Origin of the sequence: Micromonospora sp. NPDC002575 (genome assembly GCF_042889525.1) — a bacterium.
GTDB lineage: Bacteria > Actinomycetota > Actinomycetes > Mycobacteriales > Micromonosporaceae > Micromonospora > Micromonospora carbonacea.
In genome coordinates this window covers 58,321-83,114 of record NZ_JBIARA010000008.1, presented here as the reverse complement: position 1 = coordinate 83,114, position 24,794 = coordinate 58,321, and the positions used below count along the sequence as shown (strand labels likewise).

The 24,794-nt window shown below is 75.1% G+C and carries 28 protein-coding genes; 15 read left to right on the top strand and 13 right to left on the bottom strand.

The genetic code is table 11. The features are described 5' to 3' along the window. Positions 1 to 107: 107 nt before the first annotated feature. The 5 genes from ACFYWL_RS14580 (at position 108) to ACFYWL_RS14560 (ending at position 5,965) form a co-directional block, all read left to right on the top strand. Positions 108 to 1,130: an ABC transporter substrate-binding protein gene (locus tag ACFYWL_RS14580; RefSeq protein WP_386972205.1), complete on the top strand. Its 1,023-nt coding sequence runs from the start codon at positions 108 to 110 to the stop codon at positions 1,128 to 1,130. 7 nt (positions 1,131 to 1,137) lie between these two features. Beyond that, positions 1,138 to 2,625, top strand: coding sequence for an MFS transporter (locus tag ACFYWL_RS14575; RefSeq protein ID WP_386972202.1), 1,488 nt, complete (start codon positions 1,138 to 1,140; stop codon positions 2,623 to 2,625). Positions 2,626 to 2,660: 35 nt separating this feature from the next. Beyond that, positions 2,661 to 3,563 (top strand): ABC transporter substrate-binding protein, encoded by a 903-nt coding sequence (locus ACFYWL_RS14570; protein WP_386972199.1) that lies wholly within the window; start codon positions 2,661 to 2,663, stop codon positions 3,561 to 3,563. A 140-nt stretch (positions 3,564 to 3,703) separates the two neighbouring features. Further along, entirely contained in the window at positions 3,704 to 4,966 is a 1,263-nt protein-coding gene (locus tag ACFYWL_RS14565; protein ID WP_386972196.1) for an MFS transporter, read from the top strand. Between the two features lie 51 nt (positions 4,967 to 5,017). Further along, entirely contained in the window at positions 5,018 to 5,965 is a 948-nt protein-coding gene (locus tag ACFYWL_RS14560) for an alpha/beta fold hydrolase (RefSeq protein WP_386972194.1), read from the top strand. A 19-nt stretch (positions 5,966 to 5,984) separates the two neighbouring features. On the opposite strand, the gene ACFYWL_RS14555 is transcribed toward ACFYWL_RS14560, so the two are convergent. Then, positions 5,985 to 7,214 (bottom strand): PucR family transcriptional regulator, encoded by a 1,230-nt coding sequence (locus ACFYWL_RS14555; RefSeq protein WP_386972191.1) that lies wholly within the window; start codon positions 7,212 to 7,214, stop codon positions 5,985 to 5,987. An 85-nt stretch (positions 7,215 to 7,299) separates the two neighbouring features. Between ACFYWL_RS14555 and ACFYWL_RS14550 the strand changes: the two genes are divergently transcribed. From ACFYWL_RS14550 to ACFYWL_RS14540, 3 genes are all read left to right on the top strand, one after another. Next, positions 7,300 to 8,391 (top strand): ferredoxin reductase, encoded by a 1,092-nt coding sequence (locus ACFYWL_RS14550; RefSeq protein ID WP_386972189.1) that lies wholly within the window; start codon positions 7,300 to 7,302, stop codon positions 8,389 to 8,391. A gap of 14 nt (positions 8,392 to 8,405) precedes the next feature. Then, entirely contained in the window at positions 8,406 to 9,569 is a 1,164-nt protein-coding gene (locus tag ACFYWL_RS14545) for a fatty acid desaturase family protein (RefSeq protein ID WP_386972186.1), read from the top strand. Between the two features lie 200 nt (positions 9,570 to 9,769). Then, the gene (locus ACFYWL_RS14540; RefSeq protein WP_386972183.1) at positions 9,770 to 10,432 is read left to right on the top strand and encodes an SAM-dependent methyltransferase; all 663 of its coding nucleotides are present in this window, start codon (positions 9,770 to 9,772) and stop codon (positions 10,430 to 10,432) included. A 54-nt stretch (positions 10,433 to 10,486) separates the two neighbouring features. Here the strand turns inward: ACFYWL_RS14540 and ACFYWL_RS14535 are convergent, their stop codons facing one another. The 4 genes from ACFYWL_RS14535 to ACFYWL_RS14520 form a co-directional block, all read right to left on the bottom strand. Beyond that, a complete protein-coding gene (locus tag ACFYWL_RS14535) occupies positions 10,487 to 10,666 on the bottom strand; it encodes a hypothetical protein (RefSeq protein WP_386972180.1) in 180 nt (59 codons plus the stop codon). Positions 10,667 to 10,839: 173 nt separating this feature from the next. Then, a complete protein-coding gene (locus ACFYWL_RS14530) occupies positions 10,840 to 11,547 on the bottom strand; it encodes a spermidine synthase (RefSeq protein ID WP_386972177.1) in 708 nt (235 codons plus the stop codon). A 133-nt stretch (positions 11,548 to 11,680) separates the two neighbouring features. Further along, positions 11,681 to 12,049, bottom strand: a complete 369-nt coding sequence (locus ACFYWL_RS14525; RefSeq protein ID WP_386972175.1) for a DUF4180 domain-containing protein — start codon at positions 12,047 to 12,049, stop codon at positions 11,681 to 11,683. Next, positions 12,042 to 12,503, bottom strand: coding sequence for a helix-turn-helix domain-containing protein (locus ACFYWL_RS14520; RefSeq protein ID WP_386972172.1), 462 nt, complete (start codon positions 12,501 to 12,503; stop codon positions 12,042 to 12,044). Before ACFYWL_RS14520 ends, ACFYWL_RS14525 begins: the two co-directional genes overlap by 8 nt. Before the next feature lie 237 nt (positions 12,504 to 12,740). On the opposite strand from ACFYWL_RS14520, the gene eccB reads away from it, so the two are divergent. Then, complete coding sequence (gene eccB, locus ACFYWL_RS14515) at positions 12,741 to 14,132, top strand: type VII secretion protein EccB (RefSeq protein ID WP_386972169.1); 1,392 nt, start codon at positions 12,741 to 12,743, stop codon at positions 14,130 to 14,132. 136 nt (positions 14,133 to 14,268) lie between these two features. On the opposite strand, the gene ACFYWL_RS14510 is transcribed toward eccB, so the two are convergent. Beyond that, complete coding sequence (locus ACFYWL_RS14510) at positions 14,269 to 14,871, bottom strand: class I SAM-dependent methyltransferase (protein WP_386972166.1); 603 nt, start codon at positions 14,869 to 14,871, stop codon at positions 14,269 to 14,271. Positions 14,872 to 15,220: 349 nt separating this feature from the next. Between ACFYWL_RS14510 and ACFYWL_RS14505 the strand changes: the two genes are divergently transcribed. Together ACFYWL_RS14505 and ACFYWL_RS14500 are read left to right on the top strand one after the other, a co-directional pair. Further along, on the top strand, positions 15,221 to 16,039 hold the full coding sequence (locus ACFYWL_RS14505) for a TIM barrel protein (protein ID WP_386972164.1): 819 nt from the start codon (positions 15,221 to 15,223) through the stop codon (positions 16,037 to 16,039). Then, positions 16,036 to 17,385 (top strand): hypothetical protein, encoded by a 1,350-nt coding sequence (locus ACFYWL_RS14500; protein ID WP_386972161.1) that lies wholly within the window; start codon positions 16,036 to 16,038, stop codon positions 17,383 to 17,385. Before ACFYWL_RS14505 ends, ACFYWL_RS14500 begins: the two co-directional genes overlap by 4 nt. 8 nt (positions 17,386 to 17,393) lie before the next feature. Here ACFYWL_RS14500 and ACFYWL_RS14495 read toward each other — a convergent pair whose 3' ends face one another. From ACFYWL_RS14495 to ACFYWL_RS14485, 3 genes are read right to left on the bottom strand one after another with little or no spacing between them, the layout of a single operon-like run. After that, on the bottom strand, positions 17,394 to 17,801 hold the full coding sequence (locus ACFYWL_RS14495; RefSeq protein WP_386972158.1) for an arsenate reductase ArsC: 408 nt from the start codon (positions 17,799 to 17,801) through the stop codon (positions 17,394 to 17,396). 24 nt (positions 17,802 to 17,825) lie between these two features. Then, complete coding sequence (gene arsB / locus ACFYWL_RS14490; protein WP_386972156.1) at positions 17,826 to 18,893, bottom strand: ACR3 family arsenite efflux transporter; 1,068 nt, start codon at positions 18,891 to 18,893, stop codon at positions 17,826 to 17,828. Further along, positions 18,890 to 19,291, bottom strand: a complete 402-nt coding sequence (locus ACFYWL_RS14485; protein WP_386972153.1) for an ArsR/SmtB family transcription factor — start codon at positions 19,289 to 19,291, stop codon at positions 18,890 to 18,892. The genes arsB and ACFYWL_RS14485 overlap by 4 nt, the downstream gene beginning before the upstream one ends. A gap of 87 nt (positions 19,292 to 19,378) precedes the next feature. Here ACFYWL_RS14485 and ACFYWL_RS14480 point away from each other — a divergent pair, with 87 nt between their 5' ends. Next, entirely contained in the window at positions 19,379 to 19,855 is a 477-nt protein-coding gene (locus ACFYWL_RS14480) for a GNAT family N-acetyltransferase (RefSeq protein ID WP_386972150.1), read from the top strand. 33 nt (positions 19,856 to 19,888) lie between these two features. Continuing rightward, a complete protein-coding gene (locus tag ACFYWL_RS14475; RefSeq protein ID WP_386972147.1) occupies positions 19,889 to 21,283 on the top strand; it encodes an FAD-dependent oxidoreductase in 1,395 nt (464 codons plus the stop codon). Between the two features lie 51 nt (positions 21,284 to 21,334). Here ACFYWL_RS14475 and ACFYWL_RS14470 read toward each other — a convergent pair whose 3' ends face one another. From ACFYWL_RS14470 to ACFYWL_RS14455, 4 genes are all read right to left on the bottom strand, one after another. Next, positions 21,335 to 22,204 carry a hypothetical protein gene (locus ACFYWL_RS14470; protein ID WP_386972144.1) on the bottom strand — a complete coding sequence of 290 codons (870 nt, stop codon included), beginning with the start codon at positions 22,202 to 22,204 and terminating at the stop codon, positions 21,335 to 21,337. Between the two features lie 50 nt (positions 22,205 to 22,254). Beyond that, the gene (locus ACFYWL_RS14465; protein WP_386972141.1) at positions 22,255 to 22,731 is read right to left on the bottom strand and encodes a macro domain-containing protein; all 477 of its coding nucleotides are present in this window, start codon (positions 22,729 to 22,731) and stop codon (positions 22,255 to 22,257) included. An 88-nt stretch (positions 22,732 to 22,819) separates the two neighbouring features. Next, a complete protein-coding gene (locus tag ACFYWL_RS14460; protein WP_386972138.1) occupies positions 22,820 to 23,074 on the bottom strand; it encodes a flavin reductase in 255 nt (84 codons plus the stop codon). Further along, on the bottom strand, positions 23,074 to 23,358 hold the full coding sequence (locus ACFYWL_RS14455) for a hypothetical protein (protein WP_386972136.1): 285 nt from the start codon (positions 23,356 to 23,358) through the stop codon (positions 23,074 to 23,076). The genes ACFYWL_RS14460 and ACFYWL_RS14455 overlap by 1 nt, the downstream gene beginning before the upstream one ends. 324 nt (positions 23,359 to 23,682) lie before the next feature. Between ACFYWL_RS14455 and ACFYWL_RS14450 the strand changes: the two genes are divergently transcribed. Both ACFYWL_RS14450 and ACFYWL_RS14445 read left to right on the top strand, forming a co-directional pair. Continuing rightward, positions 23,683 to 24,450 (top strand): Scr1 family TA system antitoxin-like transcriptional regulator, encoded by a 768-nt coding sequence (locus tag ACFYWL_RS14450; RefSeq protein WP_386972132.1) that lies wholly within the window; start codon positions 23,683 to 23,685, stop codon positions 24,448 to 24,450. Beyond that, positions 24,441 to 24,641: a DUF397 domain-containing protein gene (locus tag ACFYWL_RS14445; protein ID WP_386972129.1), complete on the top strand. Its 201-nt coding sequence runs from the start codon at positions 24,441 to 24,443 to the stop codon at positions 24,639 to 24,641. The genes ACFYWL_RS14450 and ACFYWL_RS14445 overlap by 10 nt, the downstream gene beginning before the upstream one ends. The last annotated feature ends 153 nt before the right edge of the window (positions 24,642 to 24,794 follow it).

Sequence of the window (24,794 nt, the reverse complement as noted above, 5' to 3'; positions counted from 1 at the left end):
CGGCCCGCACCTGAACCGGCCGCACCCCACCCCACGGCGCGGCCACCGGCCCGCCGCCGGCGCCCCGCGAGCGGGCCGCCCACCTGATTCACCCGGAAGGAACCCCCGTGTCCACGACACCCCTCACCCGACGATCCCTGCTGCGCGCCGCCGGGCTCCTCGCCGGCGGCGCCGGCGCGGCCACCCTGCTGTCCGCCTGCGGCGCCGACGAGCCGGCCGCCGCCGGCGGCGGGGGCGCCCGCAGCGCCAAGGTGCAGCCCCGCAGCCCCGGCACGGCGGGGGCGATCCGCGACTCCGTCGCCGAGCAGTTCGGCCTGGAGGCCAAGCACGGGCTCCGCCTCGACCGCAAGGCCGGCGGCGGCCCCGGCGCGGGGCAGGAGCAACTGCTCACCGGCGTGCTCGACATCTACGCGTTCGGCCCGCTGGGCGCGACCGAGGTGAACACCAGCGGCCACGACGTGGTTATCGTCGGGCCGTCGCTGTGGAACCACGGCCGCTGGATCGTGCCGGCCGACAGCCCGTACCAGAGCATCGCCGACCTCAAGGGCAAGAAGGTCGGCGTGCAGCCGCCCAGCAGCGACACCTACCGGGCGGCGGCGCTCGCCTCGGCCGTCAACGGCATCCGCTTCGACCGGGAGTTCAAGCTGTTCACCGGGCAGCCCATCGCCAACCTCGCGCTCTACGAGCGCGGCGACCTCGACGCGATCATCGCGATCGAGCCCAACGCCACCCGCCTCGTCGGCGCCGGCAACCGGCAGCTCGCCTCCGTCGGCGAGCTGTGGCAGAAGGGGACCGGCGACAGCAGCCCGCTGTTCCTCAACGGCACCGCCGTGCGCCGCGACTGGCTGGCCGCCAACCGGGAGACCGCGAAGGCGTACGTCGACTTCACCCTGGAGGCCTGGCGGCTGATCAAGCAGGACCCGGCCCTGATCGGGAAGTACCACGCCGACTACGGCGTCCCCGCCGAGGAGAAGAAGGCCATCGAGCTGCTGCCGCAGCGGCTCGCCCCCGTCTACGCCGACGTGTGGGACGACACCGTCTTCGCCAACCTGGAGAAGCAGATCGACCTGGCCATCGAGGTCGGCGTGCTGAAGAAGCGGGCCGACAAGCCGGTGTACGAGAAGCTCTGAGCCGGCGATGACCCTCACCTGGCGCAGCCGCGCCGCCCTGCTGGTCTGCTGCGGGACGCTGTTCCTCGGCGTCCTCGACGGCGCGGCGCTCAACCTGGCCCTGCCGTCGGTGCAGCGCGACCTGCGCCTGAGCACGGTCGAGTTGCAGTGGGTGGCGACCGCCAACGCGCTGGTGCGGGCCAGCCTCACCCTGCTGTGCGGGGCGGTCGCCGACCGGTACGGGCGGCGGCGGATGTTCCGCCTCGGGCTGCTGGTGTTCGTCGCGGGGTCGCTGCTGTGCGGGGTGGCCCCGCACGCGCCCGCCCTGGTCGCCGCCCGGGGCGTGCAGGGCGTCGGCGGCGCGCTGATGGCCCCGCCCGCCCTCGCCCTCATCGCCAACCTGTTCCCCGACGCGCTGCGGCGCGGCCGGGCGCTGGGCACCTGGAGCGCGACGGCCGGGGTCTCCGCCGCCTGCGGGCCCCTCGTCGGCGGGGTGCTGGTGCAGGCCGCCGGCTGGCGCAGCCTGTTCGCCGTCAGCGTGGCCGGCGCGGCGGTGCTCTACCTGGGCACCCGGCTGCTGCCGCCGGGCGTCGTCGACGGCCCGCCCCGACGCCTCGACGGGCTGGGCAACACCCTGGCCGCCCTGGTGCTGGTCGGCTTCACGTTCGCGCTGATCGACGGCCCGAGCCGGGGCTGGCTGAGCTGGCCGGTCCTGGTCGCCGTGGCCGTGGCGGTGGCCGCCGCCGTCGGGTACGTGCCGGCCGCCCGCCGCCGCCCGGACCCGGTGCTCGACCCGCGCCACCTGGCGATCCCGGCGCTACGCGGCGCGGTGCTCACCGCGGTCGTGGCGTACCTGGCGCTGGGCGGGTTCACCTTCGTCAACACGTTCTACCTGCAACAGGCGCGCGGGTTCAGCCCGCTGGCCACCGGCCTGCTCACCCTGCCCACCACCGTCGGCACGCTCGTGCTGGCCAACGTCTCCGGCCGGATCGTCGGCCGGCACGGCGGCCGGCTGCCCGCCACCGTCGGGCACCTGTCGTTCGTGGCGTCGATGACCCTGCTCGCCCTGACCGTGACCACCGACGCGGGCCTGGCCCCGCTGCTCGTCGGCTACCTCCTGCTCGGGGCGGGTATGGGCCTGGTCAACCCGCCGGCCACCAACACGGCCGTCAACAGCCTGCCCCGCGACCGGGCCGGGGTGGCCAGCTCCATCACCAGCGCCTCCCGGCAGATCGGCACCAACCTCGGGGTCGCCGTCCTCGGCGCGGTGGTGGTGTCGGTGCTGGCCCTGACCGGCCAGCCGACCGACGACATCGCCCGGGTCGCCGCCGAGGCCGGCGACGACTTCACCACCGCCCTGCGCGTCGCGTACGCGCTGGTGGCGGCGACCGCCGCGTACTGCGCGTACGCGACGTGGCGGCTGTTCCGGCCGCCACCCGGCCCGAGCCCGGGGGAGGAGGTGGTGGGGATCGAGGACGCGCCGACGGCACCACCGACCGCTACCCCCGCCAGATAACGCACGGCTTCGACAACACAGAAGGGACCACCCCGGTGACACTCAAGAAGGTCAGGAGCGTCCGCAGCGGCGCCATCTTCACCCTGCCGTACCTCGTCGGCCTGGAGCACGGCTACTTCGCCGAGGAGGGCATCGACCTGGAGCTGGTCGCCCCCGGCTCGTACGACGCGGTGCTCAAGCCGATCGAGGAGCACGAGCTGGTCAGCTCGTTCGGCGGCATCTCCAAGCCGTTCGAGAGCGGCGACGTCTCCCTCTACCGGGCGTGCGAGTGGGGGCAGATCCGCCGCTCCCACGACAGCACCCGGGGCGGGCAGATCATCGCCAAGCGCGCCTCCGTGGCCAGCCAGGCGATCTTCGTGCGGCCCGACTCCGACGTCAAGCACCCGCAGGGCCTGGCCGGCAAGACCGTCGGCGTCAACTTCCACCACGGCTCGCACTACCTGGCCATCCAGTCCCTGGAGGGCTTCCTTGAGCAGGACGAGATCAAGGTGGTGCACGCCGGCGGGCCGGCCGAGCGGTTCCGCAAGCTGCGCGACGGCGAGGTCGACGCGGTGGCCCTGATGGAGCCGTGGACCACCGCCGCCGAGAAGCTCGGCTACGTGCTGGTCACCGAGGCGTTCTACGTCGGCTCGGAGATCGCCAGCGCCGACGTCGACCCGGAGACCTTCGCCGCCGTCGACCGGGCCGTCCGCCGGGCCGTCAAGAAGATCAACGAGGACATCCGGCCGTACCTGCGCCACTTCGTCGCCGAGGTCCCCGAGGACCTGGTGAAGCTGGAACCGGAAGACTTCCGGCTGGGCCGGCTGCGCTACGTCGACCCCGAGCCCTACCCGGAGGCCGAGTTCGAGCGCACCTACCGGTGGATGGTGAAGTGGGGCCTCATCGCGCCCGAGTCGACGTTCACCTCGATCGTGGACAACCGCGTCGTCACGGTCTGACCCGCGTGCGGGGGCCGGCCCGGCCGACGACGTCCGGGCCGGCCCCGACGGGCGAGACCGGGATCAGGGCGAGCGCGCCGCGGCTTTCGCCACGTTCCCGCGGCCCGCACGGCCCTACCCGGTGGGCTACCCTCTGGCCGGTGAGCGTGACCACGCCGACGCCGTTCACGCCCGCGCGGCCGGGGCGCGACCGGGGATTCCGCGCGTTCTGGGCGGCGCAGGTCCTCTCCGTGCTCGGCGACTCGTTCTCCCAGCTCGCCGTGCCGCTGCTGGTGCTCGACGCGACCGGCTCGGTCGCCACGGCCGGCCTGCTCACCGGCGCGTCCGGCGCGGCGGCGGTGGTCGCCGGCCTGTTCGCCGGCGTCGTCGTGGACCGCTTCGACCGGCGGGCGCTGCTGGTCGGCGCCGACGCGGCGCGGATGCTGCTGTTCGCGGTGGTCCCGTTGGTGTGGTGGCTGGCCCCGGCCCCACCGATCTGGCCGCTGTTCGTGCTGCTGCCCCTGGGCGCGGCGATCGGGATGGTGTTCCAGGTCGCCGCCGTCACCGCCGTGCGCGGCCTGGTCGACGGCCCGGAACTGACCCGGGCGAACGGCCGGCTGCACGCGGGCACCGCGCTCGCGGCGGTCGCGGGGCCCGCGCTGGCCGGCACCGTGTCCGGCTGGTGGGGCCCGGCCGGCGCGCTCGCCGTCGACGCCGCCAGCTTCGGCGTCTCCGGGGCGCTGCTGACGCTGGTACGGCTGCCCGCCCGCTCCGCCGCGACCGCCGACGGGGCGGAGCGCGCCGGGCCGTGGACGGAGTTCCTCGCCGGGGCGCGATTCCTGTGGCGTCACCCCGTGCTGCGCCCGCTGACCGTGCTGCTGACCGTCTTCCTCCTGCTCACCTACGGCATGGACGACGTGGTCGTCTACCACCTCAAGCACGGCCTCGGCCAGCCCGACGGCACGGTCGGCCTGGTGCTCACCGCCGGGGCGGCGGGCACGGTCACCGGGTCGCTGGTCGTCGCGCGGCTGCGCCGGCGGTTCGGGTTCGGTGCGTGCTGGATCGGCGCGACCGCGGCCACCGGCGGCGCGGTCGCGGCCCTCGCGTTGACCCGCCGGCCCGCCGAGGTCGGCGCGCTCCTGGCGGTCTACTTCGGCTGCCTCGGCGTCGGCGGCATCTGCTCGCTGTCGCTGCGCCAGGAGGTGACGCCGGAGCACCTGCTCGGCCGGGTCACCGCCGCGTTCTGGACGATCCACTTCTCCCTCGGCGGCGTCGGCGCGGCGGCGTTCACCTGGCTGGCCCAGCGCCACGGCGCGCCGTTGACCTTCGCCCTGGCCGGGGCCGGCGGGATCGCGGTCGCCGTCGCCGCCCTGGGCACCGCCGTGCGCCGCGCCGGCCCCGCAGCCGGTCACCCGATCGGGTGACCTCCCGCCGTACCGTCTTCAGCCCGGCCCGCCGCTGTCAGAATCGGCCGCATGTCCAGCACCGGGGAGATGATCACGCTCAGGGACGGCCGCCGGATGGCGGTGCACCGCTCCGGTGCGGACACCGGCCGGCGGGTGGTGGTGTTCTGCCACCCCGCCCCGGGCTCCGGGGCCTTCGACCCCGACCCCGCGGCCACGCGCCTCGCCGGGGTGACCCTCATCGCCCCCGACCGGCCCGGCTACGGCGGCTCCGAGGCGGCCACCGGCTGGTCCGACGTGCCGTCCGCCGCCGACGACCTCGCCGAGCTGATCGACCAGCGCGGCCTCGGGCGGGTGGCCGTCGCCGGCTGGTCGGCCGGCGGGCGGGTCGCGCTCGCCCTCGCGGCCCGCCGGCCCGACCTGGTGCGCCGGGTGGCCGTGCTGGCCACCCCCGCCCCCGACGAGGAGGTCCCCTGGCTCGACCCGGGGCAGCGGGACATGCTCGCCGCGCTGCGCGGCCGGCCGGTCGCCGACGTCCGCGCCGAGCTGGACGCCGCGCTGGCCACCCTGGTTCCCGCCGACCCCCGGGATCCGGCCGCGGCGCGGCTGCTCGGCGTCAACCAGGCCGACGAGGCCGCGTCGGCCGACCCGGCCACGGCGGCACGGATCGGCGACATGCTGGCCGAGGCATTCGCCCAGGGCGCGCGGGGCATGGCGGACGACATCGCCGGCTACTCGCTGCGCCCGTGGGGCTTCACGCCCGACCAGGTGCAAGCGGCCACCCTGCTGCTCTACGGGGCCGGGGACGCCCTCGCCGGCCCCGAGCACGGCCGATGGTGGCGCGACGCGCTGCCCGACTCCCGGCTGGAGGTCGTGCCGGACGCCGGTCACCTGCTGGTGACGCAGTCCTGGCGCGGGGCCCTCGACCACCTGGTCGGTCCCCCGGCGCGGGCCACCTCCGCCCGGGAGGCGGTCGCGTTCATCCTCCGCGCGTCCGGGCCGCCGCGCCCGGTGCGCTAGCGGTGCGGCCCGCGGCCGTTCAGCCGCCGTCGCCGGGCGGCAGCACCGCCAGGGCGAGGGTCAGGTCCAGCACGGTCTGCGGGTCGAGCAGCCGGTCGCCGTACAGCTCCCGCACCTGCGCCATCCGGTAGCGCACCGTCTGCGGGTGCACGAACAGGGCCGCCGCCACGTCGTCGCGTCGGCCCTGGTGCAGCAGCCAGGCCCGCAGCGTCTCGGCGAGCCGGTGGGCGGTGGCCGGCGGCAGCGCGGCGAGGGGCTCCAGCACCTGCGCGCGCAGGTCGGCCAGGGCCTCCGGGTCCATGCTGAGCAGCAGCCGCGCCAGGTGTCGCTCGGTGTCCAGCGGCGCGTCGGCGTCGTCGCGGGGCAGCCCGAGCAGCAGCGCGCGGGCGGCCCGCTCGTACGACCCGGCCACCCGGTGCCACGGCCGGGCGGGCCCCAGCACCGCCCGGTGGCCGCGCAGCACCCGGGCCAGCTGCCGCCGCCGGCCGCCGTGGACGTCGGGCACCAGCAGCACGGCCAGCTCCTCGGCCGGCTCCGGCCCCGGCATGTCCTCCCCGCTCTCCAGCGTCTGCGGGCTCAGCGCGGTCAGCACCGTACGCAGGCCGCTGCGGGGCAGCAGCACGACGGTCAGCGTCTGCGGCGGGGGCCAGTCCGCCCGCGCGGCGCTGCGGCGCAGCACGTCTTCGGCCTCGCCGGCCAGCAGCTGCTGGGCGAGCCGCTCCAGGTACCGCTGCCGGGCCCGGCCCACGCTGGCCAGCTCGTCGGCGTGCCCCGCCACGCTGGCGGCGGAGAGCTCGTCGATGTAGGCGAACATCAGCTCGGCGAACTCGGCGACCGTCGTCGCCGCGAGCCCGGCGCGCACGGTGGTGGTGGAGACCTCCCGCCAGGCCACCCGCGCCCCCACCCGGTACGCCGCCAGCAGCGCGTCCATGCTGCGGCCGGAGCGGGCCTCCCCGCTGCCGAGGGCGTACGCCGCCTCCAGCGCGGGGGCCAGCGGGGTGCTCGGGTCGGCTGCCGCCTGGGGACGCCCGACGAGCTGGAGGAAGGTGCCCAACGCGATGCGTACCGCGTTTTCGATCTTGGCCCGCATCTGCCCGGTGAGGGTGCCCGAGTAGGCCGGGACCTCGGCCGTGATCGCGGTGACCGTGCGCTCGGCGACCGCCGGCAGCACCGCGAGCAACCGGGCGGCCATCGGCGCGTCCAGTTCGAGGTGGGCCGCCCGGCGGCCGGTCCCCGACTCTTCCGACATCGTTGTTCTCCCGGAACAAAACCGTGCGGGCCTTTCATCTTTCTTGGCCAAGATGTTATGCGATCGTGTCCGCCACCCTGGTCCTATGACCACCACCGTCCCGCGCCCGTCCGGCCGCCGCACCGTCCGGGACCGGCTGTTCCGGCTCGCCGAGACGGTTACCACGCCGCTGCTGCCGGAGGACTACCTCGACCTGGTCGCCCCGCTGCGCTCCGGCGCGGCCCTGCGCGGGCGGATCCTCGACGTCCGGCCCGAGACGCGGGACGCGGCGACCGTGACCATCCGGCCCGGCCGCGGCTGGCGGGGGCACACCCCCGGGCAGTACGTCCGCCTCGGCGTGGACGTCGACGGGGTCCGGCAGTGGCGGGCCTACTCCCTCACCTCCGTCCCCGGCCGCCGCGACGGCCTGATCTCCGTCACCGTGAAGGCGATCCCGGACGGCCGGGTCAGCAACCACCTGGTGCGCCGGGCCCGGCCCGGCGCCCTGGTCCAGCTCGACCAGGCCCGGGGCGACTTCGTCGCGCCCCCGACCGCGCCGCGGAAGGTCCTCTTCGTCACCGCCGGCAGCGGCATCACCCCGGTCATGGGGATGCTGCGGGCCGGCGTGCCCGCCTCGGCGGACGTCGTGCTGGTGCACTCCGCGCCCACCCCCGACGACGTGATCTTCGCCGCCGAGCTGCGCGGGCTCGCCGCCCGGGGCGCGATCCGCCTCGTCGAGCGGCACACCGACACCGACGGCGTGCTCGGCGTGGCCGAGCTGGCCGACCTGGTGCCCGACCACCTCGACCGGCAGACCTGGGCGTGCGGCCCGGTCGGCCTGCTCGACGTGGTCGAGGCACACTGGGCCGCCCACGGGGCGGCCGACCGGCTGCACACCGAGCGGTTCCGGCCCACGGTGATCTCCCCGGGCACGGGCGGCGACGTCACCTTCGCCCGGGCCGGGGTCACCGTCGCCGCCGGCGGCGGCACCGCCCTGCTCGACGCGGGGGAGGAGGCGGGGGTGCTCATGCCGTCCGGGTGCCGGATGGGCATCTGCTTCGGCTGCGTGGTGCCGCTGCGCCAGGGCGCGGTCCGGGACCTGCGCACCGGGGAGATCACCACCGCCGTCCCCGGCGACGGCGTGCTCATCCAGACCTGCGTGTCGGCGGCGGCCGGTACCTGCGACATCGACCTCTGACAGGAGAACCGGACGTGACCGCCATCCAGAAGAAGGCCCACAACCCGATCGCCCACCTCACCGCCGCCGACATCGAGGAGCTGGGCCGGGAGCTCGACGCCATCCGCGACCGGGTGCTCGCCAGCCGGGGCGAGGCCGACGCCGCCTACATCCGCAAGGTGATCTCCACCCAGCGGCGGCTGGAGCTGGGCAGCCGGGCGGTGCTGCTGTTCTCGCTGTTCCCGCCGGCCTGGGTGGTCGGCACCCTCGGCCTGGCCGTGGCCAAGATCCTCGAGAACATGGAGATCGGCCACAACGTCCTGCACGGCCAGTACGACTTCATGCGCGACCCGAAGATCCACTCGACGACCTGGGAGTGGGACCACGTCTCCCCGGCCGAGCAGTGGAAGCACTCGCACAACCAGCTGCACCACACCTACACCAACGTGCTCGGCAAGGACAACGACCTCGGGTACGGCATCATGCGCGTCGACGAGGATCAGCCGTGGCACCCCGTCCACCTCGGCCAGCCGCTGTGGAACCTGGTCAACGCCTGCTTCTTCGAGTACGGCATCGCCGCGTACGACCTGGAGCTGGGCCACAACCTGCGCAAGGGCCGGCACAAGGCCCCCGAGTTCCGGGCCCGCGCCCGCGCGGTCGGCCGCAAGATCCGCCGCCAGTTCCTCAAGGACTACGTCATCCACCCGCTGCTGTCGGGGCCCTCGTTCCTCAGCACCCTCGCGGCCACGTTCACCGCGAACCTGATCCGCAACCTGTGGAGCCACTCGGTGATCATGTGCGGGCACTTCCCCGAGGGGGTGGAGACCTTCGAGAAGACCTCCATCGAGGGGGAGACGCGGGGCGAGTGGTACCTGCGGCAGATGCTCGGCTCGGCCAACATCAGCGGCAGCCGGCTGTTGCACATCATGACCGGCAACCTGTCGTTCCAGATCGAGCACCACCTCTTCCCCGACCTGCCGAGCTGCCGCTACCAGGAGGTCGCCCCCCAGGTGCGCGCGCTGTTCGCCAAGTACGGGCTGACGTACACCACCGGGGCGCTGCCCAAGCAGGTCGCCTCCGCCTGGTGGAAGGTCATCCGGCTCTCCCTGCCCAACCGGGCCACCGAGGCGCCCGCTCCCGCTGCGGCGGCCGCCGAGCCGCAGGAGCGGACGGAGGCCCTGGCGACCTCCTCGGCCTGACCGGGTGGCTCCGGGCCTGGTTGCCGCCGGGCCGTCCATGCCGCCGGTTTGCCGTTCGGCAAAAATCTTTGCCGAATCCTCGGGCTGCTGCGCATGCTCGGCGGGCCGGGTGCCGAGGGGCAGCCGTGCTTTCGACGGGAGGTCGGCCAGTGACACCTCAGACGAGCGACTCGGGCGCGCCGCACGGTGGGCGGAGCGCGATGACGCACGCGTTCGACAAGCGGTACTGGGATCAGGTCTGGCAGGGTGACCGGCCCGGGGCCATGGCTGTCGGCGAGCCCAACCCGCACCTGGTGCGGGAGGCCGGCGGCCTGACGCCCGGAACGGCCCTGGAGGCGGGCTGCGGCGCGGGCGCCGAGGCGATCTGGCTCGCCACCCGCGGCTGGCAGGTCACCGCGGCCGACATCGCCGTCGAGGCGCTGGCGCGCGCGGCCGAACGCGCCACCGCCGCCGGCGTGCCCGACCGGGTGCGGTGGGTCGAGGCGGACCTGTCCAGCTGGCAGCCGACCGCCCGGTACGACCTGGTCACCACGCACTACGCGCATCCCGCGATGCCGCAGTTGGACTTCTACGACCGCATCGCCTCCTGGGTCGCCCCCGGCGGCACCCTGCTCATCGTCGGCCACCTGCATCACCACGAGCGGGAGGCCACCACCGGCCACGGCCACGGCCACGGGCACGGGCACGGCGACGCCGAGCCGCCCGCCTCGGCGTCCGTGACCGCCGCCGACGTCACCGCGCGCCTCGACCCGGCCCGGTGGGAGATCGTGACCGCGCAGGAGTCGCACCGGTCCCCGACCGGTCCCGGCGGCCACGCCGCCACCGTCCACGACGTCGTCGTCCGGGCCCGCCGCCGGCGCTGAGAGCACGGTCGGCTCCGGCGACGGCGGGCCGGAGAGCCGGTCGACGGGCCGGGTTCAGCGTCGCGCCGAGTGCCGGTGCTGCGCCGTCTGGCGGCCCCTGACGAACGCGAACACGATGACCGCGATCAGCGCGATCACGCCGATGATCACCAGCCAGCGGACCGCTTCGAGCAGCAGCCCCAGCAGGATGAGCGCGCCGGCGACGACGCCGACGACCCAGAGCATGGCGCGCATGTCCACCTCCCGTTGACCGGAGGGCCCCGTCGGTCGGACGCCCCGGACGCCCCGCCGACCGGGGCGTCCGCCGCATGAGCGGCCCAGACGCCTTTCCCGGTTCGGCCGCCGCCATGCCCGTCGACCGGCGACCCGGTGTCGTCGGGGCTGGCTCGGCGTCCCGGTGTCGCCGGCTACCGGCGGGCGACGTAGACGGTGTTGGCCGACTCCCGGCCCTGCAACGGGTTGGGGAAGCGGACGACGTGGGCCAGGGAGGTCGGGAACACCCCGGTGAGCACCCGCTGGAAGTCCCGGTCCGGCGGATCGTTGGACCAGAGCGCGAACACCCCGTCCGGGTGCAGCAGGCCGGCGAGACGGCGCAGGCCCTCGTCGGTGTAGAACGGGGCGTGGCTCGGGTGCAGCACGTGCCGGGGCGAATGGTCCACGTCGAGCAGGATCGCGTCGAACCGCCGGCCGGGCGAGTCCGGGTCGAAGCCCGTCCCGTCGGCCACGGCCGCGAAGAAGTCCGCCCGGACGAACCGGGTGCGCGGGTCGTCGGCCAGCCCCGCCGCGAACGGCAGCAGGCCCCGCCGGTGCCAGTCGATGACGTCGTCGATCGCCTCCACCACCAGCAACGAGGCCACCCGGGGGTCCTCCAGGGCGGTGCGGGCCGTGTAGCCGAGGCCGAGGCCGCCGACCACGACGTCGAGCGCCGGGCCGCGCAGCGGGGCCAGCCCGAGCCGGGCCAGCTCGATCTCCGCGACGGGGAAGAGGCTGGACATCAGGAACTCGTCGTCGAGCTTGACCTCGTAGACCTCGCGGTCCAGCGCGGGATCGTGCCGGCGGCGCAGGCTGATCTCGCCGATCGGGGTCTCCCGCCAGGCCAGTTCCTCGAATCGCACGCCCACGCGGGTCCTCACTTCGGCCGGGTCCGAGCGGATGTTACCGCCCGCGCGGGCCCGGCCGCCGCAACAAGCGCCATCCGGTACGCGGCGCGGCGCGCCCGCGCCCGGCCCCGCGCGGGCCGGGGCCGGGTCAGGACGCGGCGCGCAGCCGGGCGTCGAGCGCGTCGAGGTCGGGCAGGAACCACACGTGGTCGGCCTGGTTGGACTCGTGCACCAGGGCCCGCAGCGCCGAGCTGCGCGCGAGCCGCCCCGAGATGTCGCCGATGACGGCCAGCCGCAGCCGGTAGTTGACGAACTTCTGCATGACGTCACCGGCGAACCGGGTGCCGAGCGAGAAGAACTCCTCGGCCAGTCGGTCCGCGGGTACGGCCACCACCTGCGCGCCGAGGAAGGCCGCGCCGATCAGGTCCAGCGCGTCCTGCTCGGTGGCCACCACCGGGCCGTCGGGGTCGCACACCAGCACCGGCACCCCGGCCAGCTCCCGCACCTCGTCAGGCATGCTCCGCCTCCCCGTCCCCCCGGCCGAGCAGGCCGCCGTCGGCGTCGAGCACGGCGTCGAGCAGGCGCAGCAGGTCGACCGTGGCGGCGGTGCCGCCCAGGATCACGATCTTCATCCGGTTCCGTTCCTCGTCGTGGACGGTCTGCACCCGTAGCGGGTGCGCGAGGTCGTACCCGTTGTTCGCCCCGGCCAGGACGACCGTGGCGAGCCGGTCGGCCGTGGCCCGGTCGACGCCGTCGACCTGCACGATGCTCGACACCTCCACCGACGCGCCCCGGGCCGACGGAGCCGACGGGCGGCCGGTGAGCGCGTCGAGGTCGGCGCGGGCGATCCGGTACTGCTTGCCGATCCGGGTCGCCCGGAGCCGGCCGGAGCGGATGTAACCGCGCACGGTGCGCACGTGCAGGCCGAGGAGGTCGGCCACCTGCTCGACCGAGTACATTTCTTCCCTCATCACTCCCTACCGTACCCCGGATTAGTGTTGATAGGTAATCATGGCCCGTCGCTTGGGGGTGGGTCCGCCCACCGGGTTGTCATTCGACGGCAACCGCTGCCGGCTGCGGGCCCCTCGGATCTGCGCCGGGCGGTGGAGACCGCGACCGCAACGGGCCGCGCGCCCGGTGGCGGAGGGTCTCCGGGGTGTCGACGCAGCGTCTATCCTGTGCCCCGACCGACCCGTCGGAGGGGACGCATGCCGTCGCGGCAGGACCAGCTTCACTCATACCAGTTCACCGTGCAGCGGGCGGTCGCCGCCCTGGTCATGCGGGAGACCGACCCCGCGCGGTCGCCGTTTCGGCGGCTGGCCGGTGCCGGGCTGGCCAGTGTCCTGGTCGCCGCGATCGCCCTCGGCGGCTTCGCCCTCTACGGGCTGTTCGCCGGCGGCGGCACCAAGTGGCGCGACGCCGGCGCGGTGATCGTGGAGAAGGAGTCCGGCGCCCGGTTCGTCTACCGCGAGCAGAAGCTGCACCCGGTGCTCAACTACGCCTCCGCGCTGCTGATCATCGGCGCCGAGCGGGCGAAGACCGTGCTGGTCTCCCGCCGGTCGATCGAGGGGGTGCCGCGCGGGCTGCCGCTGGGCATCCCCGACGCCCCCGACTCGCTGCCCGACCGGGCCCGGCTGTCCACCGCCGGGTGGACGGTCTGCTCGGCCGCCCCGGGGGCCGAGCGCGCCGCCGCCGGGGCCGAGCCCGCCGCTGTCCGGTCGGCCGTGCTGATCGGCACGACAGCCACCGGCGGCCGGGCCCTGGGCGACGACGCGATCCTGCTGCAACACCCGGACGGCGGGCTGCACCTGGTCTGGCACGCCCGCCGCTACCTGCTGCGCGACACCGGCCGGGTGCTCGCCGCGCTCGCCGCCACCCGGCAGCGGGCGGTGCCGGCAGCGCCCGCCCTGATCAACAGCCTCCCGGCCGGGGCCGACCTCGCCCCGCTCGACCTGCCCGGCCTTGGCCAACCCTCGCCCCGGGTGCCCGGCGCGAGCGTCGGCGACGTCTTCCTGGTCCGCAACTCCGGCGGCGGCAGCCAGCACGCCGTCGCCCTCACCGGCGGCCTCGCCGGCATCACCGAGTTGCAGGCCAGCCTGCTGCTGGCCCGCACCGGCCAGGGCGAGCCGGAGGCGATGACCCTCGGCCGGTTCGCCGCCCTGCCGAAGCTGCCGGACCTGGTGCCGACCGGGCCCACCGCCCCGCCGCCGGCCCCGCCCCGGCTCGCCGCGGCCGACCCGGGGGCGCTGTGCGTCCGGGTCGGCGACGACGCGGGGGTGGGCGACGTGCGGCTGGGCGCGACCCTGCCCGACCTGTCGGACAGCCCGCAGGCGTCGGGCGGGACGGCGGTCGCCGACCACGTCGTGGTCGAGCCCGGGCACGGCGCGGTGGTGGAGTCGGTCGCCGCCCCGGGCGCCACCGGCGGCGCGCTCTGCGTGGTCACCGACCTCGGCCGCCGGTACGTGCTGGCCGACCCCGCCGTGCTCGGCATGCTCGGCTACCGCGACGTGCGCCCCGTCCGGCTGCCCGCCGGCTTGGTGAGTCTCGTGTCGGCCGGCAGCCCGCTCGACCCGGCGGCGGCCCGCTCGGCCGGCGCTTAAGGAAGGGCCCCCTGTTAACGCCTACGGTAGAGCAGGGTCCCCCTCTCACCCCGCCCCGGCGGTGAGCGCGGGCCCGGCGGCGAGCGTCGGCTTGGCGGTGGGCGTCGGCTTGGCGGGCGAGCGCGGGGGAGGCCGGTCAGGCGGGGCGGCGCAGCACGGTGACCGCGAAGTCCGCGTCGTCGCGCCACGGCCGCAGGTCCCAGGTGGCGAAGCGGTGCTCCAGGCGCAGGCCGGCGGCGACCGCGTCGGCGTCGAAGTCGGTGAGCCGGTAGCCCCGGTCGGTGCCGAAGCCGACGACGACCGCGCCGTCGGGGCGCACGTGCGCGGCGACCCGGCCGAGCACCTGCCGTTCGGTGCCGGGCGCGACGAACGCCATCACGTTGCCGGCCAGCACGGCGGCGTCGAACGGCTCGGGCTCCCCGGCCGCCGCCAGGTCCAGCTCGGCCAGGTCACCGACCAGCCAGCGGGGGCCGGGATGGTCGACGCCGGCCGCCTCGACCAGCACCGGGTCGGCGTCGACGCCCACCACCGTGTGGCCCCGGGCGTGCAGCGCCGCGCCGACCCGGCCGGTGCCGCAGCCGGCGTCGAGCACGCGGGCGCGCGGCGGCACCATCGCGTCCAGCAGCCGGGCCTCGCCGGCCAGGTCGGCGCCCTCGGCCGCCAGCCGGCGGAACCGGTCGACGTACCACTGCGAGTGCTCGGGACCGGTGTCGGTCACCCAGCGGGTCTGGTGTGCCATCGCCCCACGCTAGCCGAGCCGATCCGTGGCGCTCGGGGTGATCCCTTCTCCGGCTCGGTGCCGCTAACGGCATGAAGGGCATTTGATTGATCAATAACAAGACATATGCCGATTTTTTGTTCTACACTGGGTCTCGTTGCTGCCGGGATGTGACTCATGGTCGACTGGGTTTCTCCCACTCGTCGGGCCCCCGACGGACCAGCCCCGTGGTCGCGCCCGGCGTGGTCGGGCGACACCCCGGCCGGGCCGGCTGGGGTCGCCGGGCCGCGGCGGTGTTCCCCGCCGACGCGGTCCACCCGCTGCCCGACGACGGTGACGCCGACGTCCCGCACGCCGTGTTGAGGTTCCCATGACCATTCCGCTGGCCTGCCAGGAGCAGTTGCTCCCCGGCGACGACCTGATCCGCAAGCACGCCCTCGCCGCCGCGCTCGGGTTCGCCGGCATCGAGCTGCGCGGCCGGGGCGAGCTGGCCCTCGCCCGCCGGCTGCCGGAGCTGCGCCGGGCCCGCGCCGCCGGGGTGGTCATGCCGACCGTCCGCGTCGAGATGGACCACCTCATCGGCGACTCCGACCCCGAGCGCTCCGCCGACGCCGTACGCAACCTGCGCTCCCAGCTCTCCGTCGTCGCCGAGCTGGGCGGCATCGGGGTGACGACTCCCGCCGCCCGGGCGACGCTCTCCCGCGGGCTGCCGCCGTTCGAACCGCCCCGCCCGCCGGCCGGCGACCGGCGGGTCCTCCTGGACGCCCTCGGAGCCCTGGGCGAACACGCCCGCGCCGAGGGCGTCACCCTGTTCCTCGAACCGCGCAACCGGTACGAGGACCACATGGTCAACCGGCTCGACGAGGCGGTGGCGCTCTGCGCCGCCGTCGGCCTGCCCTCGGTGCGGGTGGCCGCGGACACGTTCCACATGAACATCGAGGAGGACGACGTGCACGCCGCCCTGCGGGCCGCCGCCCCCTACCTCGGGCACGTGCAGGTCAGCGACACCAACCGGCACCAACCCGGCGCCGGCCACCTGGACTGGCCGGCGCTGGTGCGCACCCTGCGCGACCTCGGCTACCCCGGCTGGCTGGCGCTGGGGTGCCGGCTGCGCGGCGAGCCGGTGCAGGCGCTGCAACAGGCGGTCACCGTGCTGCGGCACGCCGAGCCCCGGCGGATGGCCGCGTGAGCACCGGCACCACCGCCGGCGGCGGCGCGCCGGCCCGCGCCCGGGAGGCGGGCGCGCTGTGGCGGCTGGCGGTGGACACCCTCGACGGCAACTGGGAACACGACCACACCGTCCCGTCCCGCACCCTCTACCCGCACCAGTGGAGCTGGGACTCGGCGTTCGTCGCCGTCGGGCTGGCCCACGTGCGCCCCGACCGGGCGTGGCGGGAGCTGCGCGCCCTGTTCGCCGCCCAGTGGGCCGACGGGCGGGTGCCGCACATCGTGTTCAACCCCGCCCTGCCCGCCGGGTCCTACTTCCCGGGGCCCGAGTTCTGGGACTCCGCGCGGGCGGCCGGCGCGCCCGCCGTGGCCACCTCCGGCATCGTCCAGCCGCCCGTGCACGCCCTCGCCGCGTGGCTGGTGCACCGACGCGCGCCGTCGGAGCGCAGCCGGGCCGAGCTGGCCTGGCTCTACCCCCGGCTGGTCGCCTGGCAGCGCTACCTCACCGGGCGGCGCGACGTCGGCGGGGCCGGGCTCGCCTGCATCGTGCACCCGTGGGAGTCGGGGCTGGACAACAGCCCCGCCTGGGACCGGCCGCTGGCCGCGGTGCCCGCCGACGTGGCGGTCATGCGGGCGTACCGGCGGCACGACACCGTGCACGCCGACGCCGCGCACCGCCCCACGGACCTGGACTACGCGCGTTACGTCGCGCTGGTCGACGCCTACCGCGGCGGCGGCTACCGCGACGACGGGCTGGGCGGGCGGCACCCGTTCCTGGTGGAGTGCCCGCTGATGAACACGGCGCTGGGGCTCGCCGAGCACGCGCTCGCCGCGATCGCCCGCGAGACCGGCGGCGACCCGGGTCCGCACCGCGAGCGCGCGGCCCGCATCACCGCCGCCCTGGTGGACCGGCTGTACGACCCGGTCGGCGGCGCCTTCCACCCCCGGGACCTGCGCACCGGCCGGCTCGTGCCGGCCCGCACCGCGCTCGGCCTCATGCCCCTGGCGCTGCCCGGCCTGCCCGCCCGGCTGGTCGCGGCGCTGCTCGCCGAGGCGTGCTCGCCCCGGTTCGGGCTGACGGCGCGGATGGACCGGCCGCTGCCCAGCCACGACCGCACCGCGCCGGACTTCGAGCCGCTGCGCTACTGGCGGGGCCCGAGCTGGCAGAACCTCAACTGGCTGCTGTGGCGGGGGCTGCGCGCCCACCACCGGTTCGACCTGGCCGCCGGGCTGCGCGACTCGATGATCGACCTCGTCGCGACCGCCGGCTGCCACGAATACTTCCACCCCGACACCGGGGCGGGGCTCGGCTCGCCCGCGTTCGGCTGGACCGCCGCGCTGCTGCTCGACGTCCTCGCCGAATCCTGACCTGCCGGTCACCGGGCAGGGAGCAGCTCGCGCAGCAGCGCCTGCACCCGGGCGCGAATCTCGTCGCGGATCGGCCGGACGGCCTCGACCCCCTGCCCGGCCGGGTCGTCGAGCTTCCAGTCCTCGTAGCGCTTGCCGGGGAAGACGGGACAGGCGTCGCCGCAGCCCATGGTGACGATCACGTCGGAGGACTCGGCGGTGGCGTGCTCCAGGAGTCTGGGCCATTGGTCGGTGATGTCGATGCCCACCTCGGCCATGGCCTCGACGGCGGCCGGGTTGACCGTCTCGGCGGGGGCGGAGCCGGCGGAACGGACCTCGACGGCGTCGCCCGCGAGGTGGCGCAGCCAGCCGGCGGCCATCTGGGAGCGGCCCGCGTTGTGCACGCAGACGAACAGGACGCTGGGCTTGTCGGCCACGGCGGTCTCCTCCGAGGTGGTGGGTCAGTGGGTGGAGTGCCGGCGCAGCCACAGCGAGACGTAGACCAGGCCGACGAGGACGGGCACCTCGATCAGCGGGCCGACGACCCCGGCGAGAGCCTGGCCGGAGGCGACGCCGAAGGTGCCGATGGCCACGGCGATGGCCAGCTCGAAGTTGTTGCCGGCGGCGGTGAAGGCGAGGGTGGTGGTGCGGGCGTAGCCGAGGCCGACCGCCCGGCCGAGCAGGTACGCCCCGGCCCACATGAGCGCGAAGTAGACCAGCAGCGGCACCGCGATGCGGGCCACGTCGAGCGGCCGGCCGGTGATCGCGTCGCCCTGCAACGCGAAGAGCACGACGATGGTGAACAGCAGCCCGTACAGGGCGGCGGGCCCGATCCGGGGCAGGAGACGCGACTCGTACCATTCACGGCCCCGGGCGCGCTCGCCGAGGCGGCGGGTGAGCCAGCCGGCGAGCAGCGGCACTCCGAGGAAGATGAGCACGTTGCGGGCGATGTCCCAGCCCGAGACCGCCAGCTCGGCACCGGGCAGCCCGAGCCAGTCGGGCAGCACGGCCAGATAGAACCAGCCGAGCAGCCCGAACGCGAGCACCTGGAAGACCGAGTTCAGGGCGACCAGCACGGCGGCGGCCTCCCGGTCGCCGCAGGCCAGGTCGTTCCAGATGATCACCATGGCGATGCAGCGGGCCAGGCCGACGATGATCAGCCCGGTGCGGTACGCGGGCTGGTCGGCCAGGAAGATCCAGGCGAGGGCGAACATCAGCGCGGGGCCGACGATCCAGTTGAGCGCCAGCGAGGAGAACAGGAGCCGGCGGTCGTCGGTGACCGTGCCGAGGCGGTCGTAGCGGACCTTGGCCAGCACCGGATACATCATGACCAGCAGGCCGAGTGCGATCGGCAGGGAGATGCCGCCGAGCCGCACCGCGTCGAGCGCCCTGTCCAGGCCCGGCACGGCCCGGCCGAGCAGCAGGCCGGCGGCCATGGCCAGGCCGATCCAGACGGGCAGGAGCCGGTCGAGGCGGGACAGCCGGGCGGCCACCGTAGTCCCGGCGGCGTCGGCGTGAGCGGTGCTCACGCGCATGCCCGGGGAGTCCCGGCGGCTGGGGCGGCCTCGGCTTCGCTGGCGGCCGGCTCGACGGTGAGCAGGACCGCGAGCTGGCCCAGCATCGCCGGTCGGGCCCGGTACCAGACCCAGGTGCCGCGTCGCTCGGCGTCGACCAGGCCCGCCTCGCGCAGCACCCTGAGATGGTGGGAGATCGTCGGCCCGGTCAGGTCGAAGGCCGGGGTGAGGTCGCAGACGCAGATCTCGCCGCCCTCGGCGGAGGCGATCATTGACAGCAGTTGCAGCCGCACCGGGTCGCCGAGCGCCTTGAACGCCGGGGCGAGCGCCACGGCCGCCCCGGTCGGCACCCGACGCCGCGTGAGGGGCGCGCAGCAGGGCGCGGCGGTCAGGTCCGAGGCTTGTTTCGACATCGCTCTAGGTTGACGGACGTCTAATCACCGTGCAAGCCTCTGTTTCGATGGTTGTCGAGACAGGGGGTCGAGTTGATGATCCGGGCCATGACCGCCGCCGACGCCGCACGGGTCCTCGCCATCTATAAGGCCGGCCTCGACGGCGGCGACGCCAGCTTCGAGACCGTCGCCCCCACCTGGGCGGCGTTCGACGCGGCCCGGCTGCCAGCCCACCGCCTCGTCGCCGTCAACGACGACGCCGACACCGTGCTCGGCTGGGTCGCGGTGTCACCCACCTCGACCCGTCCCGTCTACGCGGGCGTGGTCGAGCACTCCGTCTACGTCGACCCGGCGGCCCGGGGCAGAGGGATCGCCCGGCTGCTGCTCGACGCGCTGATCGCCAGCACCGAGGCCGCCGGAATCTGGACCATCCAGTCCGGCGTCTTCCCCGAGAACGCCGCCAGCCTCGCCCTGCACACGCGCGCCGGCTTCCGGGTCGTCGGCGTGCGGGAGCGGGTCGGCCGGCACCACGGCCGGTGGCGCGACGTGGTGTTCCTGGAGCGCCGCAGCGCCGTCGTCGGCTGACCGCCCGCTGCCCGGACCTACCTGGAGGAACCCGTGACCGTCCTGAACGACCTGCCCGTCGTGGTGATCGGTGCCGGCCCCGTCGGCCTCGCCGCCGCCGCGCATCTGCACGAGCGCGGCCTGCCCTGCACCGTCCTGGAGGCGGGGGAGAGCGTCGGCGCGGCCGTGCGCGAGTGGGGGCACGTGCGCGTCTTTTCGCCCTGGCGCTACGACGTCGACGCCGCCGCCCGCCGGCTGCTCACCGACAGCGGCTGGGCCGAGCCCGATCCCGACGCGCTGCCCACCGGCGACGAGCTGGTCGACGCATACCTGCGGCCCCTCGCGGAGCTCCCGCAGATCGCGCCACAGGTGCGCCTGCGCTCCCGGGTGGTGGCCATCAGCCGGCTCGGCCTGGACCGGCTGCGCACCGCCGGCCGCGAGCGGACCCCGTTCCTCGTCCGGCTCGCCGACGGCGAGGAACTGCTGGTTCGCGCGGTGATCGACGCCTCGGGCACCTGGGGCACCCCGAACGTGCTCGGTGCCTCCGGGCTGCCGGCCCGGGGCGAGGCGGCCGTCGGGGCGTACCTGGAACATGCCCTGCCGAACGTGCTCGGCGCGGACCGCGACCGGTTCGCCGGCCGGCACACCCTCGTCGTCGGCTCCGGCCACTCCGCCGCCAACACCCTGCTCTCCCTCGCCGAGTTAGCCGCCGACGCGCCCGGCACGCAGGTGACCTGGGCGATCCGCGCGACCTCGCCGACCCGCGCCTACGGCGGCGGCGACGCCGACGCGCTGCCCGCCCGGGGCACCCTCGGCACCCGGCTGCGCACCCACGTCGAGGCGGGCCGGATCCGGCTGCTCACCGGCTTCTCCGTATCCGCCCTCGACCCGGACGGCGACCGGGTCACCGTCACCGTGCGCCGCCCCGACGGCGGGCAGCAGGCGGTGACGGCCGACCGGATCGTCGCCGCCACCGGCTTCCGCCCCGACCACGGCATCGCCGCCGAGTTGCGCCTCGACCTCGACCCGGTGCTCGGCGCGACCCGGGCCCTCGCCCCGCTCATCGACCCCGACGAGCACTCCTGCGGCACCGTCGCGCCGCACGGTGTCGACGAGTTGAGCCACCCCGAGCCCGGCTACTACGCGGTCGGCATGAAGAGCTACGGGCGCGCGCCGACGTTCCTCATGGCCACCGGCTACGAGCAGGTCCGCTCGGTCGTCGCCGCCCTCGCCGGGGACTGGGCGGCGGCCCGCGACGTGCGGCTGGAACTGCCCGAGACCGGGGTGTGCAGCAGCGACCCGGCCGACGCCGTCGACGGGCAGGGCTGCTGCGGCCCCGCCCCGCAGCCGGCCGCCCGGGGACTGGCCACCGGCCTGCCCGGCGGGCTGCTCACCGCGCTGCCACTGGTCACCGTGGACTCCGGCGCGGACGAGTGCTGCGCCGGCTGACCCGGCGCGCCGGGGCGCGGCGACAGCCCGCGCCCCGGACGGCGGCCCGGCTCAGGGGATCGACGCGACGGGACGCACCGGCGTCTCCCCGGTCAGGCCGCCGTCGCGCACGGTCGCCGCCAGCTCCCGCTCCCGGTAGGCGGTGGCGAGGACGATCCAGCTCAGGAAGCTGCCGTAGCCGCCGCAGAGCGCCGCGCCGCCGTCGCCGCCGCACAGGACCGCCGGATCGGCGGTGAACTCGGCGCGGTACGGGTCGTCGCCGATGACCAGGCCGAACAGGTTCGGCTCCTGGATGAGCGGCACCGTGCCGTAGGGCGGGCCCTCGGGATAGCCGTCGCCCCACCGGAACAGGCTGGTGGCACCGGCCCCGCACGCGTGCTCCCATTCGTCGGGAGTCGGCGGTCGCAGCCCGAGGCGGTCGAGCCCGGCCATCAGCCACGCGTGGCCGTCCTCGTCGTCCTCGGTCTGGTCCTCGTCCTCCGTCTGGTCCTCGCCCTCGTCCTCGGGATCGTCCTCGTCGTCGGCGGGCAGCAGCGCGTCGGCCTCCACGGAGCGGACCGCGACGAGGCGGGCCGGCAGCGACACGCGGCGCGGCGGCGAGGTCACCTCGGCCAGGAAACGGTCGAGCGGCTCGGTGAGGGCCCACTCCGTGCTCGCCTGGGCGAAGTCGGCGCGCATCCGGGCATCGGGAACGAAGCGGTCGGGGTCGTGCCCGAGCCGCACGGTGCCGCCCGGCACGAGGGCGTAGCCGGCGCCGTCGCGGTCGAAGAACGCGACCCGCCCGACCCGGCCGCCGTACGAGTGCGGCCCGACGCCGGTGAGGCGGGTTCCGGTGCTGCGCGCGATGGCGGCGGCGGTGCGGGCCGCGGCCTCGTCGGACAGGCCCCACCAGGTGGACAACGTGAGATCGGCATGCGACACGGGGGCATTATGGCTGGGCGCCCGGACATGTCCGGACCGGCGGCCACCGATCAGTCGTGGTCGTAGACGGTGGTGGTGACGTCGCGTGCACACAGGGCCGCGACGACGAGGGGCTCGATGCGCTCCCACCGGCCGCCGGCCAGGCCGCAGCCGATGCGCGGCAGGTGGACGCTGGCGGAGAGCCGCGTGGCGTGCGCGGCGACGGCGTCGAGGCAGCGCTCGACGGCGTCGTACCGGATCGGGGGCCCGTTGCTGCCGGTGCGGACGCCGCGCTGGGCGACCATGTTGGCCACCCAGGTGTCGGGCCGGACCTGGACCAACTGGGTGGCGCCGAGGCCGAAGTCGTTGCTGGAGCGCTCGCGGTGCCACCGCCGGTAGGCGCGTTCGGGCTCCGGCCACCGGCGGGAGACGGCCAGGACGAAGCCCTTGCCCCACCCGCCGATGTCGTTGCACACGTGGGCGATGATCTTCGACCCCTTGGCCTGCGGACTGGTGGCGTCGCCTCTGATGATCCGCAGTGGTACCACGGGGTGATGCTCCCACCGGCGCGGCCCGCCGTCGACTCCGTTATCCGGGGGCGCGGATCGGGGGCGCTGACCGGCCCGGGACGGGGGATCAGGAGGGCGGTCGCGGCGCGCGTACCCAGGACAGGAAGCGGTTGGTCAGGTCGCCCGGCGGGCGCGCCGGGTTCAGCTCCGTCAGGTGCGCCGTCGCCTCCTGCATGAGCAGCGCCAGGTAGAACAGCAGGGCAGTGCGGTCGCCCTGGTACTCGACGAGCAGCGACAGCCGCGCCGGGCCGCACGGCCACGGGGCCCCGCAGCGGCGACACCGCCAGAGGGGACGCATCGGCAGGTGCGGGCCGCCCGACATCAGCGGTACCGCAGCGCGGTCGCCCGCGCCTCCTCGTCGGTCAGCGGCAGGAACCACAGGAACCGCCGGACGATCTGCGGCGGCGTCGGGCCCTCGGGCCGCCCCCGCAGGTCGCGGATCGCCGGGCCCAGGAAGAGCGTGAAGCCCGCCAGCAGCGCGCCGCGCAGGTGGTCGTCCAGGGGCAGGCTGCGCCACGCGGAGTAGGGGAAGGGCTCGCCGTCGGCCTCGCACCGCCAGGCGGGCCCGGCCGCGCAGTGCCGCTCCAGCGCGAGCGCCGGCGTCACCAGCGGCCCCCGTTCTTCCGCCGGCCCTCGATCGGGGTACGCGACGCATCGGCGCCGCCGTGCGCGAGGCGGCTCGCCCGGTCACGTGCTCGTCGGTGGTGCATGGCTCTCCCTCAGTGCGTGTCGGCAGTGGAGTAGTGGAGAGGGGGCCGCCCGCCCGGCTGGTGCGTTAGGGCCGGGACGGCCCCCTCGGCGAACACGGGTCGAGACGTTTGTCGACCGACCGGCGCCGACCTGACACCAGTTTGCTGAGGGTTGTGAGACAAATACACCCTGTAGCTCGATGGATTCGAGGTGCACGGGACAATCCAGAAAGGAAGCCGGATGAACCACGCGGTTATCGAGGCGATGGCTACTGCCGGTCTGACTGCCGAAGCCCTTGCAGCTCAGGTAGGTGTGGATCCGAAGACGGCAGGGCGGTGGGCAAATCCCGGACATGTCCCGCAGTCCCGCCACCGGGCCAAGGCTGCCGCCCTGCTCGGGCGAGAAGTCTCGGAGTTGTGGCCGGAGGTCGGCAAGCGGCGCGAGCCGACGTGGTTCCGGCGGTGGGCCGACGTCGAGCGCGAGGCGCTCTCGCTGCGATGGTTCGAGCTGGCCTGGGTCCCGGGCCTACTTCAGACCGAGGCGTACGCGCGAGCCACCCTCGCGGGTGAGGCGTTGTCCAGTGGTGAGGTCGACCGACTCGTCGCCGCTCGTCTGGCTCGCCAGGCGGTCCTGCGCCGCGACCCGCCTATGCTGCTGGTCGCGGTCATCGATGAGATGGTGCTCAGGCGCACGGCTGGCGGGGACCGGTCCATGATGCGCGACCAGTGCGAGCATCTGGCGGACTGCGCGACCCTGCCGTTCGTGCAAGTCCATGTCGTTCCTGGAAACGTAGGCATGTATGCCGGGCTCGGTGGGCCGTTCATCCTCGCCGAGCTGGACGGCGGCGCGCGGCTCCTCCACGTGGATGGTCAGGCCCACGCGCAGATCCTCGAACAGGCGGCTGACCTTGCTACGCTGGATCGGCGGTGGGCTCGCATCTGTGGTGACGCCCTGCCGCGGGCGCAGTCCCTCGAACTCATCAGGAAAGCAGCGGCATCATGGACATGAGCCAGGCTCGGTGGCGCAAGAGCACGAGGAGCGGCAACAACGGCGGTGCGTGTGTCGAGGTCGCCGACAACCTGCCTGGTGTCGTTCTCGTCCGGGACACGAAGGACCGTGACGGCGGCACGCTGACCTTCGCGCCGGACGCCTGGGCCGGGTTCGTGCATCTCGCCCAGCGGATCGGTCCTGTCGGCTGACCAGTTCCGCCCCAACCCGTGCGTCGAGCCGACACGACGCGACCCGACGGCCGACACCCGTGGAGTATCAATAGATCTTGGTAGGTTTCGGTCCCTCTGGGGGCCGTTTCGTGCCTAGGTCTCTCGATCGCGTTCGGGTGCCTCCCAGCGTGG

Coding starts and splice junctions, on each gene's coding strand:
- ACFYWL_RS14575 (WP_386972202.1), top strand. CDS start 1,138: ATGACCCTCACCTGGCGCAGCCGCGCCGCCCTGCTGGTCTGCTGCGGG.
- ACFYWL_RS14560 (WP_386972194.1), top strand. CDS start 5,018: ATGTCCAGCACCGGGGAGATGATCACGCTCAGGGACGGCCGCCGGATG.
- ACFYWL_RS14555 (WP_386972191.1), bottom strand. CDS start 7,214: ATGTCGGAAGAGTCGGGGACCGGCCGCCGGGCGGCCCACCTCGAACTG.
- ACFYWL_RS14550 (WP_386972189.1), top strand. CDS start 7,300: ATGACCACCACCGTCCCGCGCCCGTCCGGCCGCCGCACCGTCCGGGAC.
- ACFYWL_RS14540 (WP_386972183.1), top strand. CDS start 9,770: ATGACGCACGCGTTCGACAAGCGGTACTGGGATCAGGTCTGGCAGGGT.
- ACFYWL_RS14535 (WP_386972180.1), bottom strand. CDS start 10,666: ATGCGCGCCATGCTCTGGGTCGTCGGCGTCGTCGCCGGCGCGCTCATC.
- ACFYWL_RS14525 (WP_386972175.1), bottom strand. CDS start 12,049: ATGCCTGACGAGGTGCGGGAGCTGGCCGGGGTGCCGGTGCTGGTGTGC.
- ACFYWL_RS14520 (WP_386972172.1), bottom strand. CDS start 12,503: ATGAGGGAAGAAATGTACTCGGTCGAGCAGGTGGCCGACCTCCTCGGC.
- eccB (WP_386972169.1), top strand. CDS start 12,741: ATGCCGTCGCGGCAGGACCAGCTTCACTCATACCAGTTCACCGTGCAG.
- ACFYWL_RS14510 (WP_386972166.1), bottom strand. CDS start 14,871: ATGGCACACCAGACCCGCTGGGTGACCGACACCGGTCCCGAGCACTCG.
- ACFYWL_RS14505 (WP_386972164.1), top strand. CDS start 15,221: ATGACCATTCCGCTGGCCTGCCAGGAGCAGTTGCTCCCCGGCGACGAC.
- ACFYWL_RS14485 (WP_386972153.1), bottom strand. CDS start 19,291: ATGTCGAAACAAGCCTCGGACCTGACCGCCGCGCCCTGCTGCGCGCCC.
- ACFYWL_RS14480 (WP_386972150.1), top strand. CDS start 19,379: ATGACCGCCGCCGACGCCGCACGGGTCCTCGCCATCTATAAGGCCGGC.
- ACFYWL_RS14460 (WP_386972138.1), bottom strand. CDS start 23,074: ATGTCGGGCGGCCCGCACCTGCCGATGCGTCCCCTCTGGCGGTGTCGC.
- ACFYWL_RS14450 (WP_386972132.1), top strand. CDS start 23,683: ATGAACCACGCGGTTATCGAGGCGATGGCTACTGCCGGTCTGACTGCC.
- ACFYWL_RS14445 (WP_386972129.1), top strand. CDS start 24,441: ATGGACATGAGCCAGGCTCGGTGGCGCAAGAGCACGAGGAGCGGCAAC.